At 66.5% G+C, this 18,366-nt stretch carries 24 protein-coding genes and 1 tRNA gene; 5 read left to right on the top strand and 20 right to left on the bottom strand.

Going from position 1 to position 18,366, the window contains the following annotated elements; translation table 11 throughout:
* Positions 1-16: 16 nt before the first annotated feature.
* The 5 genes from GU920_RS08720 to GU920_RS08700 form a co-directional block, all read right to left on the bottom strand.
* On the bottom strand, positions 17-574 hold the full coding sequence (locus GU920_RS08720; protein ID WP_161766651.1) for a F0F1 ATP synthase subunit B: 558 nt from the start codon (positions 572-574) through the stop codon (positions 17-19).
* Between the two features lie 5 nt (positions 575-579).
* Positions 580-1,128 (bottom strand): F0F1 ATP synthase subunit B', encoded by a 549-nt coding sequence (locus tag GU920_RS08715; protein ID WP_161766650.1) that lies wholly within the window; start codon positions 1,126-1,128, stop codon positions 580-582.
* Positions 1,129-1,208: 80 nt separating this feature from the next.
* On the bottom strand, positions 1,209-1,445 hold the full coding sequence (locus GU920_RS08710; RefSeq protein ID WP_161766649.1) for a F0F1 ATP synthase subunit C: 237 nt from the start codon (positions 1,443-1,445) through the stop codon (positions 1,209-1,211).
* A 48-nt stretch (positions 1,446-1,493) separates the two neighbouring features.
* A complete protein-coding gene (locus GU920_RS08705; RefSeq protein ID WP_328799248.1) occupies positions 1,494-2,246 on the bottom strand; it encodes a F0F1 ATP synthase subunit A in 753 nt (250 codons plus the stop codon).
* A 1-nt stretch (position 2,247) separates the two neighbouring features.
* A complete protein-coding gene (locus GU920_RS08700) occupies positions 2,248-2,580 on the bottom strand; it encodes an AtpZ/AtpI family protein (protein WP_161766648.1) in 333 nt (110 codons plus the stop codon).
* 219 nt (positions 2,581-2,799) lie between these two features.
* Here GU920_RS08700 and GU920_RS08695 point away from each other — a divergent pair, with 219 nt between their 5' ends.
* The gene (locus tag GU920_RS08695; protein WP_161766647.1) at positions 2,800-3,147 is read left to right on the top strand and encodes an ArsR/SmtB family transcription factor; all 348 of its coding nucleotides are present in this window, start codon (positions 2,800-2,802) and stop codon (positions 3,145-3,147) included.
* 18 nt (positions 3,148-3,165) lie between these two features.
* Here GU920_RS08695 and GU920_RS08690 read toward each other — a convergent pair whose 3' ends face one another.
* The gene (locus GU920_RS08690; protein WP_161766646.1) at positions 3,166-4,671 is read right to left on the bottom strand and encodes a malonate--CoA ligase; all 1,506 of its coding nucleotides are present in this window, start codon (positions 4,669-4,671) and stop codon (positions 3,166-3,168) included.
* A gap of 199 nt (positions 4,672-4,870) precedes the next feature.
* Between GU920_RS08690 and GU920_RS08685 the strand changes: the two genes are divergently transcribed.
* Positions 4,871-5,062, top strand: a complete 192-nt coding sequence (locus tag GU920_RS08685; RefSeq protein ID WP_161766645.1) for a hypothetical protein — start codon at positions 4,871-4,873, stop codon at positions 5,060-5,062.
* On the opposite strand, the gene GU920_RS08680 is transcribed toward GU920_RS08685, so the two are convergent.
* The 11 genes from GU920_RS08680 to ffh form a co-directional block, all read right to left on the bottom strand.
* Positions 5,031-5,840 carry a division plane positioning ATPase MipZ gene (locus GU920_RS08680; protein ID WP_161766644.1) on the bottom strand — a complete coding sequence of 270 codons (810 nt, stop codon included), beginning with the start codon at positions 5,838-5,840 and terminating at the stop codon, positions 5,031-5,033. The two genes, GU920_RS08685 and GU920_RS08680, sit on opposite strands and share 32 nt — an antisense overlap.
* A 159-nt stretch (positions 5,841-5,999) precedes the next feature.
* Positions 6,000-6,221 (bottom strand): 50S ribosomal protein L31, encoded by a 222-nt coding sequence (rpmE, locus tag GU920_RS08675; RefSeq protein ID WP_161766643.1) that lies wholly within the window; start codon positions 6,219-6,221, stop codon positions 6,000-6,002.
* Between the two features lie 12 nt (positions 6,222-6,233).
* Positions 6,234-6,608 carry a 50S ribosomal protein L19 gene (gene rplS / locus GU920_RS08670; RefSeq protein WP_161766642.1) on the bottom strand — a complete coding sequence of 125 codons (375 nt, stop codon included), beginning with the start codon at positions 6,606-6,608 and terminating at the stop codon, positions 6,234-6,236.
* A gap of 339 nt (positions 6,609-6,947) precedes the next feature.
* Positions 6,948-7,766, bottom strand: coding sequence for a tRNA (guanosine(37)-N1)-methyltransferase TrmD (gene trmD, locus GU920_RS08665; RefSeq protein WP_161766641.1), 819 nt, complete (start codon positions 7,764-7,766; stop codon positions 6,948-6,950).
* Positions 7,767-7,771: 5 nt separating this feature from the next.
* A complete protein-coding gene (gene rimM / locus GU920_RS08660) occupies positions 7,772-8,284 on the bottom strand; it encodes a ribosome maturation factor RimM (RefSeq protein WP_161767303.1) in 513 nt (170 codons plus the stop codon).
* Positions 8,285-8,357: 73 nt separating this feature from the next.
* Entirely contained in the window at positions 8,358-8,711 is a 354-nt protein-coding gene (gene rpsP, locus GU920_RS08655; RefSeq protein WP_161766640.1) for a 30S ribosomal protein S16, read from the bottom strand.
* A gap of 47 nt (positions 8,712-8,758) precedes the next feature.
* Entirely contained in the window at positions 8,759-9,070 is a 312-nt protein-coding gene (locus GU920_RS08650; protein WP_161766639.1) for a chorismate mutase, read from the bottom strand.
* Positions 9,067-9,618, bottom strand: coding sequence for a GNAT family N-acetyltransferase (locus GU920_RS08645; RefSeq protein ID WP_161766638.1), 552 nt, complete (start codon positions 9,616-9,618; stop codon positions 9,067-9,069). Before GU920_RS08645 ends, GU920_RS08650 begins: the two co-directional genes overlap by 4 nt.
* Positions 9,615-10,118 carry a GNAT family N-acetyltransferase gene (locus tag GU920_RS08640; protein ID WP_161766637.1) on the bottom strand — a complete coding sequence of 168 codons (504 nt, stop codon included), beginning with the start codon at positions 10,116-10,118 and terminating at the stop codon, positions 9,615-9,617. Before GU920_RS08640 ends, GU920_RS08645 begins: the two co-directional genes overlap by 4 nt.
* Positions 10,115-10,654, bottom strand: coding sequence for a GNAT family N-acetyltransferase (locus tag GU920_RS08635; RefSeq protein ID WP_235933190.1), 540 nt, complete (start codon positions 10,652-10,654; stop codon positions 10,115-10,117). The genes GU920_RS08640 and GU920_RS08635 overlap by 4 nt, the downstream gene beginning before the upstream one ends.
* Positions 10,654-12,150, bottom strand: a complete 1,497-nt coding sequence (gene ffh, locus GU920_RS08630; RefSeq protein WP_161766635.1) for a signal recognition particle protein — start codon at positions 12,148-12,150, stop codon at positions 10,654-10,656. The genes GU920_RS08635 and ffh overlap by 1 nt, the downstream gene beginning before the upstream one ends.
* 354 nt (positions 12,151-12,504) lie before the next feature.
* Here ffh and GU920_RS08625 point away from each other — a divergent pair, with 354 nt between their 5' ends.
* A complete protein-coding gene (locus GU920_RS08625) occupies positions 12,505-13,389 on the top strand; it encodes a LysR family transcriptional regulator (protein WP_161766634.1) in 885 nt (294 codons plus the stop codon).
* Entirely contained in the window at positions 13,377-14,282 is a 906-nt protein-coding gene (locus tag GU920_RS08620; RefSeq protein ID WP_268894589.1) for a DMT family transporter, read from the top strand. Before GU920_RS08625 ends, GU920_RS08620 begins: the two co-directional genes overlap by 13 nt.
* A gap of 259 nt (positions 14,283-14,541) precedes the next feature.
* On the opposite strand, the gene GU920_RS08615 is transcribed toward GU920_RS08620, so the two are convergent.
* Positions 14,542-16,047 carry an aldehyde dehydrogenase (NADP(+)) gene (locus GU920_RS08615; RefSeq protein WP_161766633.1) on the bottom strand — a complete coding sequence of 502 codons (1,506 nt, stop codon included), beginning with the start codon at positions 16,045-16,047 and terminating at the stop codon, positions 14,542-14,544.
* 120 nt (positions 16,048-16,167) lie between these two features.
* A complete protein-coding gene (locus GU920_RS08610; protein WP_161766632.1) occupies positions 16,168-17,175 on the bottom strand; it encodes an acyltransferase family protein in 1,008 nt (335 codons plus the stop codon).
* A gap of 296 nt (positions 17,176-17,471) precedes the next feature.
* Here GU920_RS08610 and GU920_RS08605 point away from each other — a divergent pair, with 296 nt between their 5' ends.
* A complete protein-coding gene (locus GU920_RS08605; protein WP_161766631.1) occupies positions 17,472-18,245 on the top strand; it encodes a glycosyltransferase domain-containing protein in 774 nt (257 codons plus the stop codon).
* A 31-nt stretch (positions 18,246-18,276) separates the two neighbouring features.
* Here GU920_RS08605 and GU920_RS08600 read toward each other — a convergent pair.
* A tRNA-Arg gene (locus GU920_RS08600) sits at positions 18,277-18,353 on the bottom strand.
* Between the last annotated feature and the right edge of the window lie 13 nt (positions 18,354-18,366).

Below are 18,366 nucleotides of genomic sequence, written 5' to 3'. Positions count from 1 at the left end.
TGGGATCTTTCTGCGGTCAGTGCAGCTTGGCTTCGACCTGCTTGATGGCCGCGTCGATGGATGCAGAGGCCCCCTCTGCCGTCATCTGCTTGGCCAGCACGTCACCCGCCGCCGCGACGGCCACCGCGATGGCCTGCTCGCGCACCGCGCGGATCGCCGACGCCTCGGCCGAGGCGATCTGATCCTCTGCCGCCGCCATCCGCCGCGCGATCGACGTCTGCAGATCGGCCTTGGCCTGCGCTGCCGCCGTCATGGCCTCTTCCTTGGCATTGGCGACGATGCGATCGGATTGCTCCTGCACCTCTTTCTGCTTGCGCTCATAGGACGCAAGCAGCGCCTTCGCCTCGTCCCGCAGGGCACGCGCCTCATCCAGTTCCGCCTTGATCTGCGCGGCCCGCGCATCCAGCAGCCCGGTGATCTTGGCCGGAACCTTGTAGTACAGGATGATGCCGATAAAGACGAGGAAGCCGATGCTCACCACGAAATCGGTGTTCGACAGCGAAAAGAACGGCTTGCCGCTCGCCGCCATGGCGGGCGAGGCGCCCAGGGCGAAGATTGCCAGAAGCTTTTTCATCGCCCTTACCCCTTCAGCCGTGCATTGACAGCCGCGGTCACCGACCGCGCATCCGCCTTGCCGCCCAGCGCCGACACCAGTTCCTTGGCGGTGTCCTTCGCCACCTCGGTCACGGCCTCCAGCGCACCGGCGCGAATCTCGCCGATCCGCTTTTCCGATTCCGCCGACCGCGCCGCGATCTCGGCATCGGCCCGCGCCGTGGCCGCGTCCAGATCCTTCTGGATCTCCGCCCGTGCCTCGGCCACGATCTTGGCCGCTTCTGCCCGGGCGCGCGCCAGCGCATCCTGATAGGCCTTCTCGGCTTCCACCGCCTTGGCCTTCAGCTCTTCCGCCGCCGTCAGGTCATTCGTGATCGTGCCCTTGCGCTCGGCAAGAACCCCGCCGATGCGCGGCAGCGCGATGCGCGACAGCACGAAATAGATCACGATCAGTGCGACGACCAACCAGAAGATCTGGTTCGGCATCCACTCGACGCAAAGCTGCGGCATGCCGATGGCGCCGCCATTGCCATCCACGCAGGCCCCGATTGCCGCGCCAGTCGTTTCAGTTGCCATCTTGTCCTCCGCCGGACCCTTTGAACTTCGAAGGGGCGCCGGTCCACCGGCGCGCCCTCCAACAAGGATACGAAGTCAGATCAGACGGCGAACATCAGCAGAAGCGCGACGAGGAACGCGAAGATCCCCAGAGCTTCGGCAAAGGCCAGACCGATGAACAGCGTGGCGGTCTGCGAACCGGCAGCCGACGGGTTGCGCAGCGCACCGGCGAGGAAGTTCGCCGCCACATTGCCCACACCGATGGCAGCCATGCCCGAACCGATGGCGGCGAGGCCGGCACCGATGAACTGACCCATGCTTGCGATATCGCCTTCCATGATTTTCTCCTTGCGATGGAATGCTGTTGATTTGAACCGAACCGCGCCTCAGTGGCCGGGATGCAGGGCATCCCGCAGGTAGACGCAGGTCAGGATGGTAAAGACGTAGGCCTGGATGAAGGCGACCAGCACCTCAAGGCCATAGATGGCGACGATGGCCAGCACCGACACCGGCGCCAGCGCCGCAACACCGGCAAAAGCGGCAAAGACCTTGATCACGGTATGACCGGCCATGATGTTGCCCGCCAGTCGGATGGAATGGCTGACCGGGCGCACGAAGTAGGAAATCACCTCGATCACCGCGATGATCGGGCGCAGCACCAGCGGCGCATCCGACATCCAGAACAGGCCAAGGAAATGCGTCCCGTTCTTGACGAAGCCCAGAACCGTCACGGCGATGAACACGCCAAAGCCCAGCACCGCCGTCGCCGCGATATGCGACGTAGGGCTGAACGACATCGGGATCAGCGCCAGATAGTTCGTCATGATGATGAAGACGAAGAGCGTGAAGATCTTCGGGAAATACCGCGCGCCATCCGGGCCGGCGATGTCTTCCACCATCTTGTAGATGAAGCCGTAGGCGAGTTCGGCAATCGACTGCACCCGCGTCGGGATGATGGCGCGCCCGCGCGTGCCCAGAACGAACAGCGCCACCGTGCACAGCACCGCAATGCCCAGCCACAGGGTCACGTTGGTGGGCGTGTACCACTCCACCGGACCCTCGCCGAACAGCGGCTTGACGATGAACTGGTCCATCGGGTGAAACACCAGACCGCCTTCGCTATGCGCCTCTTCCGCCACGTCAGTCGTCCCCTTCTGCGGCGGCCTGTGCCGCCTTGCGTTCCTGCACCTCTTTCGCGGACCGCAGCATGGTTTTCACACCCGCCGCGAGGCCCGCGAAAATGAACAGCACCATGAAGATGGGCAGCGTCCCGAACAGGACATCCAACCCGTATCCGATGCCGAAACCGATCCCGAGACCGGCCACAAGCTCCACCACCATCCGCCACGCCAATTGCGCCTGCGAATACTGGTTGTCCTGATGGCGCTTGCGCGGTCCTTCGACCGCGCCCTTCACCTTGGCGATCCTCTCCTCGAGCGCCCGCAGACGCGCGTGATCGGGTTCCTCAGCCATGGTCGGGCGCCCCCAGAACAGTCGCGGGATACCTACGAAGGGGGCTGGCCTGAGTCAAGCGCCGAAATCCCTAGGCGCGCTTCCCCTATCCTGTTCAAAATACGATGTTTTCTGCCTCGGGATCATGGGCACCTGCCGCCCATCGCAGGCCACATGCCCTCCATGCCATATTCAACCGCGCGGTTGACGATCCCCGCCCCACCCCGCAAAGATATCTGCATGCCCCTCCCCGTCCCTGCCTCGCTCGACACCGTCTTCGCGGCCCTCGCCGATCCCACGCGCCGTGCGATCCTGACCATGCTGCTCGAGGATGACATGGCCGTCACCGATGTGGCCCACCCTTTCGAGATGTCGCTGGCGGCCATTTCCAAGCACCTCACCGTGCTGGCCGAAGCGGGCCTCATCACGCAGGAAAAGCGCGGCCGCGTGAAATGGTGCAAGCTCGAACCCGATGCCCTGCGCGCGGCATCAGTCTGGATGCAGGGCTTTGGACAATTCGACCCGGTCGATCTGGATGCGTTCGAGCGGTTCCTCGCCGCGGAACTTCCCGAGGACAGCGAAATCTGACGCAGATTTCGAGCCGCCTCAGCTGAACCATCCCCTGTAGGTGTCCCGCAGCAGGTTCTTCTGCACCTTGCCCATCGTATTGCGCGGCAGGCTGTCCACCACCACCGCCGCCTTCGGCTGCTTGAACCGTGCCAGCCTGTCCGCGATCGCCGCCAGCGCCGCCTCCGGCTGCACCGCCGCCCCCTTCTGTGCCACCAGCACGGCAAAGACCGCCTCGCCGAAATCCGGATGCGGCACGCCGATCACCGCGCTCTCGGCCACCCCCGGCACCTCATCGAGCAAGAGTTCCACCTCCTTGGGATAGACGTTGTATCCCCCGGTGATCACCAGATCCTTCGCCCGCCCGACGATATGGACATACCCCTCCGCATCCCGCTTCCCCAGATCGCCGGTGATGAACCACCCGTCCGAGCGCAATTCTTCAGCCGTCTTTTCGGGCATCTGCCAGTAGCCCTGAAACACGTTCGGCCCCCGCACCTCGATCATCCCCACCTCTTCGGGGCCGACCGCCTGCCCGTCCGCTATGATGCGCAACTCCACACCCGGCAGAGGGAACCCCACCGTCCCCGCCCGCCGCTCGCCCGCGTAGGGGTTCGAGGTGTTCATGTTCGTCTCGGTCATCCCATAGCGTTCAAGGATGCGATGCCCCGTCCGCGCCTCCCATGCCTCATGCGTCTCGGCCAAGAGGGGCGCCGATCCCGACACGAAAAGCCGCATATGCCCCACCAGATCACGGTCCAGCCGCGCATCCTCCAGCAGCCGGGTATAGAAGGTGGGCACCCCCATCATCACGCTCGCCTGCGGCAGCAGCCGCAGCACCTCGCCCGCGTCAAAGCCCGGCAGCCAGATCATCGCCGCCCCGGACAAAAGCGCCACGTTCGACGCCACAAACAGCCCATGCGTGTGAAAGATCGGCAGTGCGTGCAGCAGCACATCCCCGCCCGTAAAGCGCCATTCCCGCACCAGAACCTCGGCATTGGACAAAAGGTTCCGATGCGAAAGCATCGCCCCCTTCGACCGCCCCGTGGTCCCCGATGTGTAGAGAAAGGCCGCCAGATCGTCCGGCCCGCAAGCGACCGGCTCCACCCGATCCGCCGCACCGGCCGCCAGATCGGACAACTCTCCCGATCCATCGGCATTCAGCACAACCAGCCGCGCGCCCGCCTCTGCCGCCACCGGGGCCATGACCCCGGCCTTTGCCCCGTCGCAGACGAACAGGCGCGGCGCGGCATTGGTCAGGAAATACCCCACCTCATCCGCCGTGTAGGCCGTGTTCAGCGGCACGAAGATCGCGCCCAGCGCGACCGCCGCACCGTACAGCGCCAGCGCCTCGGGCGACTTGCCCACCTGCACCACGATCCGGTCGCCCTTGCCAAGGCCAAGCCCGCGCAGCGCCTGCGCCTGCCGCGCCACCAGGCGCAGAAACCCATCCCCGCTGATCCGCCGCCCGTCGGGTAGCACCAGAAGCACCGCCTCCCGCCCGTCCAGCGGCGCGAACAGCGCATCAAACAGCATGTTGGCCATCGGTCTTCCTCCCCCGTCCGCGCCCGTCATCGCACAGAGACTGCGCGCCGCTCAACCCCGTCCACCGCGACGCCTGTTTCCGACATTCCGTCCAATCGGGCGGGAAATCACCAAACCACCGCCCCAGTCTTGCCGCGCTTCTCTGTCAGAGTGAGAGAAGCTCATCACCGCCCCACCGGCAACAAGACGGGAGAAGGACATGCAATTCGGGCTTACCCTTCTGGAAAAGATCGGCCTTCTGCCGCACAAGGCCGGGCAGATCGACCCGACCTATGACCAGCGCCTGCAACGCATCGGCGCCCGTGAAACCCTGCGCGTCCCGCAGACCGGCCCCTTCACGGGCCAGACGTTCGACACGCTCAGAAATCGACCCGAACACCCGGCAGCCTAAGCTCGGCCACCAGATCGCGCACTTCCTGCCGCGCGGCGATGTTGGACAGGTTCAACTGATCCACCCCCGTGTCGCGCAGATCAAGAAGCGTCAGCCCCCGCGGAAACAATTCGCGAAAGATCACGCGTTCGGAAAAGCCCGGCGCCACGCGGAACCCGATCCGCCGCGACAATTCCTCCAGCGCCGCCCCCACCTTCTTCTTGTTGTGCATCTGCTGCGCGCCCAGACGGTTGCGCAGCACGATCCAGTCGATGGGCTTCAGCCCTGCCTGCGCCCGCAGCTGCCGCGCATTCCACACCATCTCGGAATAGATCGACGGCCCCTTCACGCGGCCTGTCTCAGGATCCACCCGCGCCAGCAGATCGAAATCCACGAAACTGTCGTTCAAGGGCGTGATCAGCGTATCGGCCAGCGAATGGGCCACTTGGCTCAGCCGCGTATGCGACCCCGGGCAGTCGATCACGATGAAATCCGACACCGGCTCCAGCGCGGCAATCGCCGCCGCGAGCCGAGCGTCAAAGGCGTTCTCGCCCGCCTGCAGCTGATCCGCCGGCACCTCGGGCAATTCGCGATAGTCCGGGCTGGGCAGCGTCAGCCCCGCCCGCGCCAGATAGGCGCGGCGGTTCTCCACATAGCGGCCGAAACTCCGCTGCCTGAGGTCAAGGTCAAGCGCCCCCACGCGAAACCCCATCCGCACCAGCGCGGTGGCCACATGCATGCAGGTGGTCGATTTCCCCGACCCGCCCTTCTCGTTCCCGACAACGATGATATGCGCCATGCAGCACCCCCGAACCTTCGCACCCCCGCGCGGCAGACCGCAGGGCGAGACAGGGATAAGGCCCAGTTGGCGGAAATCCGCAAGCCCTTCCTTACCCTGCCCCAACGGAAAACGCCGCCCATGGGGGGGCGGCGTTGAACCTTTGCATGGGTGTGGGGATCAGAACCCCAGACCCGCGTACTTGTTCTTGAACTTCGACACGCGGCCGCCGGTATCCATCAGCTTGGCCGACTGCCCGGTCCAGGCCGGATGCGCCAGCGGGTCGATGTCCAGCGCCATCGTCTCGCCTTCCTTGCCCCAGGTGGTGCGGGTCTGGAAGGTGGAGCCATCGGTCATCTTGACCGTGATCATGTGATAGTCGGGGTGAATGCCCTTTTTCATCGCTCCGGCTCCTTACTCGGACTTTTCTTTGTAGTTCGTCACTTCGGCGATACGGGCCGATTTGCCGCGACGGTCGCGCAGATAGTACAGCTTGGCGCGGCGCACCCGGCCACGGCGGACCACTTCGATCGAATCGATGTTGGTCGAATACAGCGGGAACACCCGCTCGACGCCTTCGCCAAAGGAAATCTTGCGCACCGTGAACGAGGCCGAGATCGTCAGCCCGCCCTTGCGGCCGATGCACACGCCTTCATACATCTGCACCCGCGACCGCGACCCTTCGGTGACCTTGTAGCCCACGCGAATGGTGTCGCCCGCCTTGAAATCAGGGATCGTCTTGCCGAGAGCGGCAATCTGCTCCGCCTCGATCTGTGCGATAAGGTTCATCGCTTCCGTCTCCATCTGCCTGCGGTGATCCCGCAGCGGTTATGCCGCCCCAGAGCTCTCGGTCTTCGATCGGGTCCGCATCCCGCAAGGGATCCGCCCGCCAGAGGTTCAGGCCTGCTTGTCATGCGCCGCCCCCGCACCTTGTTCCCGCCGAAGAAGGCAGAGGCAAAAGGGAATCGGATCCGAACGGTGAAACCACCCCGGACCGGGGGCGTATAGGGGCGAAACCGCCTTGCGGTCAAGGGATGAAACACGGGCCGAAACACAGGCCGTAACACGGGCCGAAGCGGGGCTTTGCCGCTTGACCAACCCCGCGCCCCGGGCGTGACCCGGGCGGGGTCACGTCCCCTGCCGCTTCGCCCACAGATCCGGGCGTCGCGCCTGCGTCAACTCTTCGCGCTGCGCCCGCCGCCACTTCTCGATCTCGCCATGATGGCCCGACATCAGGACAGGCGGGATCTCTCGCCCTTCCCAGACCGCCGGCCGCGTGTATTGCGGATGCTCCAGCAGCCCGTCGGAAAAGCTCTCCTCCTCCGTGCTTGCCGCATTGCCCAGCACATCGGGCAGCAACCGCACGGTGGCGTCGATCATCGCCTGCGCCGCGATCTCGCCCCCGGTCAGCACGAAATCACCAAGCGAAACTTCCTCGATGTCCCAATGGTCCAGAACCCGCTGATCCACGCCTTCGAACCGCCCGCACAGGATCGTCACACCCTCCGCCGCCGCCCAGGCCCGCGCCTGCGCCTGATCGAACCGCCGCCCGCGGGGCGACAGATAGACCACCGGCCACCGCCCCCGGTCCATGGGCGCGCCGGCCATCGCCTGCCGCAGCGCCCGGTCCACCACATCGGCGCGCAGCACCATGCCCGCACCGCCGCCTGCAGGCGTATCGTCCACATTGCGGTGCTTGCCTTCGCCAAAGCTCCGCAAATCCAGCGTCTCCAGCCGCCACAGCCCCTGATCCAGCGCCTTGCCTGTCAGCGACAGGCCCAGCACACCGGGAAATGCCTCCGGGAACAGCGTCACGATCCGCGCTTCCCACGCGCCCTTCACCCGGCGCGGCTCTTCCATCAGGTCGCGCGGCACCGCCGTCACCTGCACCTTCAGCCGCCCGTGCGAACGGCCCTGTTGCGGGGCCTTTTCCGAAGCATCGGTCATCGGCGCTATTCCACGTCTTCCGGCAGATCGACGACGATCCGCCCCGCCGCAAGGTCCACCGTCGGCACCACCGCCCGCGTGAACGGCACCAGCAGCGCGGTCTTCTGCCCGGGGCCGAAGATTTCCAGCAGATCGCCCGCGCCGTGATTGTGGACCGCGCGCACCTTGCCAAGGATCGCCCCGCCCGCATCCTGCGCGGTCAGCCCGATCAGATCGGCATGATAGAATTCATCATCCGGCAGCGCAGGCAGCCGGTCACGGTCGGCAAAAAGCTGCACACCCTTCAGCGCATCCGCCTGTTCCTTGGTCGCCACGCCCGACAGGCGCGCGCCAAGCCCGCCCGACACCGCCGCCCGCGTCAGCTTTATCGTAAAGGACCGCGCGCCATCCTCGGTCCAGAGCGGCCCGTATTCGGCAATCGCCTCGGGCGCGGCGCAGAAACTCTTCAGCCTCACCTCACCCTGCACGCCGAAAGACCCGGCGATGGCGCCCACGCAGATGCGGTCAGGTCGCGTCATGGTCATTCACCCGGTTGCAGGAAGGGGATGGGGGGGTCCGGGGGGCCGATGCGGCCCCCCGGCGATGTCAGGCTTACTCTTCGGCCGGGGCCGCGGCGCGCGCGGCCTTCTTCGCGGCGCGCTCGGCCATCTGCTTGCCCGGCACGGCCGATTTCGGGTTGTTGCGGGTCTTCTTGGCCAGCACGCCCGCATTCTCCAGCATGCGCGCGATCCGGTCGGTCGGCTGGGCGCCCTGCGACAGCCAGTGCTTCACGCGGTCCATGTCCATCTTGATGCGGTTCTCGTCATCCTTGGCGAGCAGCGGGTTGTAGGTCCCCAGCTTTTCCAGGAAGCGGCCATCGCGCGGCATGCGCGAATCGGACGCCACGATGGAATAGTGCGGGCGCTTCTTCGACCCACCACGGGCCAGACGGATCTTCATTGCCATGTCGTTTCTCCTTTGAATGGCGTTTGGCGCAGGGGGCACGGGGCCACCTACGGGGATTGCAGTTTCTCGTGATGCCTGATGACTTCGCTGATGATGAAGTTCAGGAATTTCTTCGCAAGGTCAGGGTCCAGATCGGCCTCCTTGGCCAACTGTTCCAGCCGCGCCATCTGCCGCGCCTCGCGTGCGGGATCGCTGGGCGGCAGGTCATGCGCCGCCTTCAGCCGCCCCACCGCCTGCGTGTGCTTGAAGCGTTCGGCCAGCGTATAGACAAGGATCGCATCCAGCCTGTCGATCGACTGGCGATGCTCCTTCAGCAACTCGGCCGCGCGGCCTGCATCATCGCGTCTGGCGTCGGTCATGCGGTCCTCATGCTGGCGGCTGTGGGGGCGGGGGCGGGATGGCGGAACACAAGGCAGGGCGGGGTGCCGATAGATGGCGCATCGGGATCGACCACCGCCCCCAGCCGCAACGCCAGCGCGCGCGACCGCGCGTTGTCCGCGGCCACATAGGAAACGGCGGTCGTCCAGCCAAGATTGCGGAACGCGTAATCCCGCGCCGCCTGCGCCGCCTCATGCGCGAAACCCTTGCCTTCGGCCACCGGGTTCCAGATCGACCAGCCGATCTCGCGCTCGGGCCATGTCTCAGGGAACCACGGCCCCGCCATGCCAAGCGGCGACGCATCACCCTTGGCCTGAAAGACGAACATGCCAAAGCCCCGCGCCACCCAATGCCCGATCAGATGGCAGAAGCCGCGCCACGTGTTCGACAGGTCATATCCGCCCGATCGGATGAACTGCCCCCGCTCCGATGCCAGCATGGCATCGAAAGCAGGCCAATCCCCCGCCTCGGGCGCACGCAGCACCAGCCGTTCCGTCTCGATCACCGGCACACCAGACAGCGCGATCATGCCAGCCCCCGCAGATCATGCACGATCACCACATCGCCCGGATCAATGCCCGCCCGCGCCGCATCGACACGCCCGCCCAACCGCAGGCCCAGCGCGATGGACCGCGCATTGCCGGGATCAATGATGTTGACGATCTCATCCCAGCCAAAGCTCTGCCGCGCCCAGACCATCACCGCGCGCGCGGCCTCGGCCGCATAGCCCCGCCCCTCGGCCTCGGGCAGCACGAACCAGCCAAGCTCCGCCTCGGGGTAATCCTCGGCCTGATAGATGCCCACCTCGCCGACATAGGCCCCGTCCGCCTCTACGGTAAAGGGTCCATACCCCCGCAGCGGCCAGAGCCCCACCTCGGATGCCCAGATGCGCCACGCCTCAACCCGGGACAAAGGCCCCCCCTCCCAGACCGCCCGGTCGGAGGCGTAAAACGCCGCCCGCGGCTCGAAATCCGCAAGCACGGGCATCCGCAGCGTCAGCCGCTCGGTTGTCAGGAAGGGCGCGATCATGCCGCTCCTCCCGGCAGGAAACGATAGACCGATCCCACCTCAACCCAGTTCGGCACACGCCCCGCGATCACCTGCCCGCCCAGCCGCCGCGCGATGGCGTGGGATGCGGCATTGTCGCGATGCACCGCCGCAATCGCCAGCGGCAGCCTCAGCCGCCCGAAGACCCAGTCGCGCAGCGCTAGCGCCGCCTCGGTCGCCAGCCCCCGCCCCTCGGCCTCGGCCGTCCAGAGCGACCAGGTTAGCTCCACCTCGCCGCCGTCTTCCCATTGCATCGGTCCGAAATGGCCCAAGGGCCGCCCCGTCGCCCGATCCTCGGCAATCAGCCGACCGAAACCGCGCAGCACCCAATGCCCGAAGAACGACGCAAACTGCTCTGCCGCCTCATGCGGCTTCTTCATCCCGCCCGTAAAGGCCGTGCGCGGCGACAGGCGATAGTCGCGAAACACCGGCCAATCCGCCATCTGCGGCCCGCGCAGCACCAGACGCGCCGTCTCAAGGACGGGCAGGCCGGTCAGTTGCGCGGTCACGGGCTGCATCATTTCTTCTTCATCAACCCCGACAGGCCCGACGGCAGGCTCATGCCCCGCGGCATGCCGGGGAAGCCCCCGCCCTGCCCCAGCCCCTGCTTCATGCCGCGCGCAGCCTCTTCCAACTGCTCGGGCGTCATCTTCGATGGATCGGGCAGGCCCCCCTTGCCCATCATCTGGCGCATGGCTTGCTTCATCATGCCGCCCTTGCCCATCTTCTTCATCATCTCGGCCATCTGCTTGTGCTGCTTCAGCAGGCGGTTCAGATCGGCCACATCCAGCCCCGCCCCCGCCGCGATCCGCTTTTTCCGGCTCGCCTGCAACAGGTCGGGGTTGGCGCGTTCCTTCTTCGTCATCGACTGGATCAGCGCGATCTGCCGCTTCAGCATCTTGTCGTCCAAGCCCGCCTCGGCCGCGGCGGCCTGCATCTTGCCCATGCCCGGCAGCATGCCCATCAGGCCCTGCATGCCGCCCATCTTGATCATCTGCTCCAGCTGCATCTTCAGGTCGTTCATGTTGAACAGACCCTTGGCAAAGCGCTTGGCCATCCGCTCGGCCTGCTCGGCCTCGAAGGTTTCCTGCGCCTTCTCGACCAGGGCGACGATGTCGCCCATGCCCAGAATGCGCCCCGCCACGCGGTCCGCCTCAAAGGTCTCCAGCGCATCCATCTTCTCGCCAAGGCCGACAAAGCGGATGGGCTTGCCCGTAATGGCCCGCATCGACAGCGCCGCACCGCCGCGCCCGTCGCCATCCATCCGCGTCAGCACCACGCCCGAGATGCCCACCTTGCCATCGAACTCGGTCGCCACATTCACGGCGTCCTGCCCGGTCAGGCCATCGACCACCAGCAGCACCTCGCGCGGCTGGGCGATGTCGCGCACCGCCTGCACCTCGTCCATCAGCACTTCGTCGATATGCAGACGGCCCGCGGTATCCAGAAACAGCACGTCATAGCCGCCCAGATTGGCCTGCGTCTTGGCGCGCTTGGCGATCTGCACCGCGCTTTCGCCCTTCACGATGGGCAAGGAATCCACACCGATCTGCGCGCCAAGGATCGCCAACTGCTCCATCGCCGCCGGGCGGTTGGTGTCGAGCGAAGCCAGCAGCACCCGCTTGCCGTTCCGCTCCTTCAACCGCTTGGCCAGCTTCGCCGTGGTCGTCGTCTTCCCCGACCCCTGCAAGCCCACCATCAGCACCGTCGCCGGAGGATTGTCGATCTTCAGCGCATCGGCAGGCCCCTCGCCCTGCAAGACGCGGATCAGCTCGTCATGGACGATCTTCACCACCATCTGCCCCGGCGTGACCGACTTCGTCACCGCCACACCCGTGGCCTTGTCCTGCACCCGCTTGATGAAATCGCGCGCCACGGGCAGCGAGACATCCGCCTCCAGCAGCGCCACCCGCACCTCGCGCAGCGCCGCCACCACATCGGCCTCCGTCAGGGCGCCCGCTTTGGTCAGACGGTCGAATACGCCACCCAGACGTTCTGACAGGCTCTCGAACATGGCGACCCTCCGGGTTCGTGGCAAAAGCCGGATATGGGGGTCCGGCGGCGGGATAACACCGCCGCAAAGCAGAATGGCACCCGTGGGCGCAACGCGCTGACGGATGGCGATCCCCGCAAATGCGACGGGACCGGAAGCGATCAGCCTCCGGGGAATTGCGCAGGGCGATACGCCTGTGCGCGGCCCAAGTCAACCCCGCCCCACGCAACCCCGCCCCATTCAGACCCCCCGTCAGCACCGCCAGCCAGCACCGCCCGCCAACCGGGGCGGCCCCGCCGCCTCGGGATTTGCCTCTTGCAATCCCCTGTGCATCGCCGCCAGATGCACGGGCAGATTGTTCACGGATGCACAGCTATGGGCATTGATACCTGGGACGAAATCCGCACCGCCTATCAGGTGGCGCGACTGGGCACCGTTTCCGGCGCGGCCGAGGTTCTGGGGGTGCACCACGCCACCGTCATCCGCCATATCGACGCGCTGGAAAAGCGGCTGGGAACCAAGCTGTTCCAGCGCCACGCCCGCGGCTACACGCCCACCGAGGCCGGCCATGACCTGCTCTCCGTCGCCCAGACCACGGATGAGCAATTCGCCCAGCTCGCCAGCCGCATCAAGGGCATCGGCGAAACCGTCGCGGGCGAACTGGTGGTCACCTCCATCGCCGGCGCAGCCGATCTTCTGGTCCCGGTCCTCGCCCGGTTCCAGACCAGCTACCCGGCGGTCATCCTGCGCTTCCTCACCGACATGCGCGTCTTCCGGCTGGACTATGGCGAGGCGCATGTCGCCATCCGCGCCGGGGCCGCGCCTGAGGAACCCGATAACGTGGTCCAGCCGCTGGCCCGCATCCGCACCGGCCTCTATGCCGCGCGCAGCTACGCCGCCGCCCATGGCCTTCCCACCTCCGAGGCCGATCTCGCCGGGCACAGCTTCGTGGGCGCCGACAGCGCCGAAAGCCGCGCCCCCTTCAACCGCTGGCTCCGCGCCACCGTGCCGCCCGACGCGCTGCGCTTCCGTGGCACCGAAAGCCCCGCGATCGAGGCCGCGATCCGCGCCGGTCTCGGCATCGGCTTCATGTCGGCCTACCGCGCCGCCCCCGATCCCGATCTGGTCGAGGTGATGCCCCCCCGCCCCGAATGGGACGCGCCGCTCTGGATCGTCACCCATGTCGATCTGCACCGCACCCGAAAGGTGCAGGCCTTCCTGACCGTGCTCAAGGACGCCGCCCGCGATTGGGCGCTCTGATCACCGTGACCCTCGGCGATCCGGCGCGCGGCCATCTTGCCATGCTCACCTTCTCGGCCCTCGTCGCAGGGTCGTTCAGCCTCGGCGCACTGGCGGCCCCGCTGATCGACCCGCTGGCCCTGTCGGCGCTGCGCTTCCTGCTCGCGGGCGTGATCGTCGGCGCCGCCGCCTTCGCCACCACCGGCATCACCCGCAGCGCGACCCGCGCGCCATGGCGCTACCTCGTGCTCGGCGCGCTGCTCGCGGCCTATTTCGTGCTGATGTTCGAAGGGCTCAAGACCGCTGAACCCGTGGCCACCGCCGCCGTCTTCACCCTCACCCCGGCCATGGCCGCAGGCTTTGGCTGGCTCACCCTGCGCCAGCGCCTGACCGCGCGCATGGGCGCCGCGCTGGCCATCGGGGCCGTGGGCGCGCTGTGGGTGATCTTCCGCGCCGATCCCCAGCGCCTTCTGGCCCTGCAGATCGGGCGGGGCGAGGTGATCTATTTTGCTGGCTGCGTCGCACATGCGCTCTATGCGCCTCTGGTGCGCAAGTACAACCGCGGCGAACCCGCCGTCGTCTTCACCTTCGGCATGATGATCGCAGGCTGGGTCATCCTTACCCTGACGGGCATCCCCTCGATCCTGTCCACCGACTGGCTGGCGCTTCCCGCCATCGTCTGGATCACGCTTCTCTACACCGCCATCTTCGCCAGCGCGGCGACCTTCGTCCTGTTGCAGTACGCCACGCTGCGCCTGCCTGCGGCCAAGGTCATGGCCTATACCTATCTGGTGCCAAGCTGGGTGATCCTGTGGGAAATCGCCCTCGGCGGCCGCGCGCCGCCCGCCCTCATCCTTGGCGGCGTGGCGCTGTCGATCCTGGCCCTGCTGTTGCTCCTGAAAGACGAAGGCTGATCTTGGCCCCGGCGGCGCAGGGGGCTGTCTGCCCCCTCGTCGCTGACGCTCCTCACCCCCGAGGATATTTTAGCAACGGGGAAGACAGGAACCCCCACCACTTCCCGCACGCCCCTTCCCCGTTGCCCAAGTATCCAGGGGGTTTGGGGGTGGAACCCCCATCAGCCGAGCCGAAGCGCGAAGGCGCGCAGGCGAGACAAAGGAAATGCGGGCAGGGCCGCCCCGGCCCGGCCCGCGCAATCTGGCCCGCGCAATCAGATCAGCGCAACGCGTCCGGCAACAAAGCCTCGGGCAGGTTCTGATAGCTCACCGGCCGCAACCAGCGGCGGATGGCCATGGTGCCCACGCTCGTCGCGCCGAAATTGGTGCTGGCCGGGTAGGGCCCGCCATGGACCATCGCCTCGCAGACCTCGACCCCCGTCGGGAAACCGTTGGCAAGCACGCGGCCCGCCTTGCGCTCCAGCACCGGCATCAGGCGCCGGGCCAGATCGGTATCGCCGTCCTCCATCTGCAAGGTGCAGGTCAACTGCCCCTCCAGCGACCGCGCCATCGCCTCCATCTCGGCGAAATCGGACACGCGGACGATCAGACCCATCGGCCCAAACACCTCGTCGCCCAAGGCATGATTGGCCAGCCAGTCCTTGCCCGCCACCTCATAGATCGCAGGCGTCGCGCGGCGCCCGTCGCAGGGCGTGGCCAGCACCTCGCGCACGCCCCCCTGCGCTGCCACCCGGTCGCGCCCCGCGCGATAGGCCGCGGCAATCCCGTCCGTGAGCATCACCTGCGCCGCCACCGCCCCAGCCGCCTCCTGCGCTGCGGTGACAAAACCATCCGCCCCCACCCCGTCGATCATCAGGACAATGCCCGGATTGGTGCAGAACTGCCCCGCCCCCATGGTCAGGGACCCGACCCAGCCCTTCGCCACCGCCTCGCCCCGCGCGGCAAGGGCGCCGGGCAGCAGGAAGACCGGGTTGACCGATCCCAATTCACCAAAGAACGGGATCGGCACCGGCCGCCGCGCACAGAGATCAAACAGCGCCCGCCCCCCGCGCAGCGACCCGGTGAAACCCACCGCCGTGATCAGCGGATGCTGCACCAGTGCCTCGCCCAGATCATTGCCCACACCCTGGATCAGGCTGAACACGCCCGGATGCACGCCTGTGGCCTTGATCGCCGCATGGATCGCCTGCGCCACCACCTCGCCGGTCCCCGGATGGGCCGGATGCCCCTTCACCACCACCGGGCACCCCGCCGCAAGGGCCGAGGCCGTATCCCCACCCGCCGTGGAAAAGGCCAGCGGAAAGTTCGATGCCCCGAACACCGCCACCGGTCCCACCGGGCGCTGCATCAGGCGGATGTCGGGGCGCGGCAAGGGCTGGCGGTCGGGCAGCGCCACGTCATGGCGCAGATCCAGATAGGCGTCCGACAGGATATGCTTGGCAAACAGGCGCAACTGCCCCGTGGTGCGCCCCCGCTCGCCTTCCAGCCGTGCGGCGGGCAGGCCCGTCTCGGCGGTGCCGATGGCCGTAAGGTCTGCCCCGCGCGCCTCGATCTCATCGGCGATGCGGTTCAGGAAGGCCGCCCGATCTTCCCGCGCGAGGGCGGAATAGGACCAGAAGGCCGCCTCTGCCGCAGCCACCGCGCGCTCCACCTCGGCCGCGCCACCGCTGGCAAAAATCTGGCCTTCCCCGCTGGCCGGGGCCGAGGTGAAGGTCTCCCCCCCGCCGACCCATTCCCCCGCAATCAGGTGCTTCCCGCTCAGCATCGCCCGGTCTCCTTGGCTTGTCCGTCCGTCCCGCACCGCCTTAGGCGATGCGCGCCCGCCGCAGACATGCCACCTTCGCAACCAAAGGGAAAGGCCGACCGCGCCGCCCTGTGGCCCGGTTCAGCGCCGCCCCGCAGGGTCGCGGATGCTCATCCGCCGCGCCAGTCCTTCGGGAACCAGTCCCGCCACCACAGGGGCCAGCGCCAGCATCCCCAGCCCCAGCACGGCCGGAACAGCCACCCCCAGCGCCGTCAGCACAAAGACACGCGTGATCCCGAAATTGAGCAGCGTCACCACCACCATGAAATGCAAAAAGTAGATCAGCATCGACAGGAAGGCGAGGTTGACCGGCGGTTCCGCCAGCCGAACCCGCAGCGCCACCAGCACGAACATCGCGCTGAAGGCGACGGCAAGAACGGGAAACTCCGGCGGGGCCTCAAAGCTCGCCCCGAAGGTAATCAGCGCCAGCCCGGCCTCGGCAAGCCGCAGCAACGCCAGCCCCAGCAGGATCAGACATCCTGCCTGCAGCGACGGCATCCATCCATCGCCCTGACGGTTCAGCCTGTCTGCTATCAGATAGCCCAGCACCGCATAGGGAAAGATCAGGAACGGCCCGTTGCGATAAACGTGGATCGACAGATGTGCATCCGTGAAATAGTGCACCGAATGAAGCCCCGTCCCGATCAGCAGGCAGATGACGGCGCTCCAGACCAGAACAAGACGCCCTGTCCGTCCCCCTCCGGCCAACCGATGGATCACCGTGATCATCACCACCGCCATTATCAGTGCGACCACGTACCAAAGGTGCAGCGGCCCGAACACCGCCTCCAGGATGATGGTGCGCCTGTCCCCGACATAGGGCAGCCATTCCAGCAGATAGGCCAGCCACCAAAAGGCATAAAGCGCCGTCAGCTGCAGGATCCACCGCACCGCCTTGCCGCGCTGCAGCGTAGAGTAGAACAGAAAGCCCGAGATGACCGCAAAGGTCGGCACCACCGTGCGCACGAGCCCCTGCCCGATCACATAATCGACTGCGCCCCCCTGTTGCGTCAGCATCATCACATGGGCCCAGACGATGCCGCTGGCGATGATCAGTTTCAGGTAGTCGATCGAGTGGATTCTGGGCATGCAAACGCGCTATCGGGCAAATGGGGCGAAATTTCGAACCGCGCCGCTCTGGCCTCAACATCCACGACGGTTGCCATTATGCTGCGCCATTCGCCGGACGAGTGCAACCTGAACACACCGACAACCACAGGCCGAACGCCCAGACCAGACCCGACGGCAACCCCCTTCCAGCAGCGCAGCGATAGGCTTTCGCGCAACGATCCTTGGGGCGGCGGGCTGTTCTGTGATGATTTTCGTGAATGCCCACAGCGGTTTCATTATTATGAACAGATGTGGTTTTCTGGGCATCTCTTTTGATGGAACATGATCCGTCCGACCCTCTGGTCGTCTATACTGTCATCATCGGCGACGGCTACCGCCTGCCCCCTGTGCGGTCCGTGCAGGATGCCCCGCATCTGTGCTTCACCGATCAGCGACTCGATCCGAATGGCTGGGAACTCGTGCCGATCACGCCCATCCTGCCTGCGGATCCCGCCCGCAGTTCGCGCGATCCCAAGGTCAGACCCCACCGCTTTCTGCCGCAGTACAGCCGCTCTCTCTTCATCGACCCGACCGTCGATCTGCTGGCCCCGGCACAGGCGCTCTGGGCCGCGCTGGTGCCAGCGCCCGACCAAGTGTTCGGCTGCATGCACCACAGCTTCCGCACCAGTCTCGCCGACGAATTCGACGAGGTCGACAGGGCATCCATGGAACATGCCCGCATCCTGCGGGAATTGCGCAACATGCTGCAAGACCGCCACCCCGATCTTCTGGCCCAGCCCCCCTACTGGGGCGGCGTCATCGCGCGGCGGCACAATCACCCCGCCTGCATCGACGCGATGGAGGCATGGTTTGCCCATATCCTGCGCTACGCCCGGCGCGATCAGCTGACCCTGCCGCTGATCCTGTCGCAGATGCCCGCCGCCCGCCGCCACATCGCCGCGCTCGACAACATCCGCTCGCCCTTCCACCAATGGCCGATCGACGGCTACACACGCCCCGCGCGCTATCTTGATGGCTACCGCCGCAACCCGCACTACCGCAAGCTGCGCAGGCTCTTGCAAAGAACCTTGGGCATCCCCGCCTATTGAGGCGGGCATCGTTTTCAAACCTTTGTGGAAGTGGCGGACCCGGAGCGATTCGAACGCCCGACCCTCAGATTCGTAGTCTGATGCTCTATCCAGCTGAGCTACGGGTCCGTCGTGGCGCTGC

The sequence above is a fragment of the Paragemmobacter ruber genome (assembly GCF_009908315.1).
In the GTDB taxonomy this organism is placed as follows: domain Bacteria; phylum Pseudomonadota; class Alphaproteobacteria; order Rhodobacterales; family Rhodobacteraceae; genus Paragemmobacter; species Paragemmobacter ruber.
This window is presented reverse-complemented; position numbering and strand designations above follow the sequence as displayed.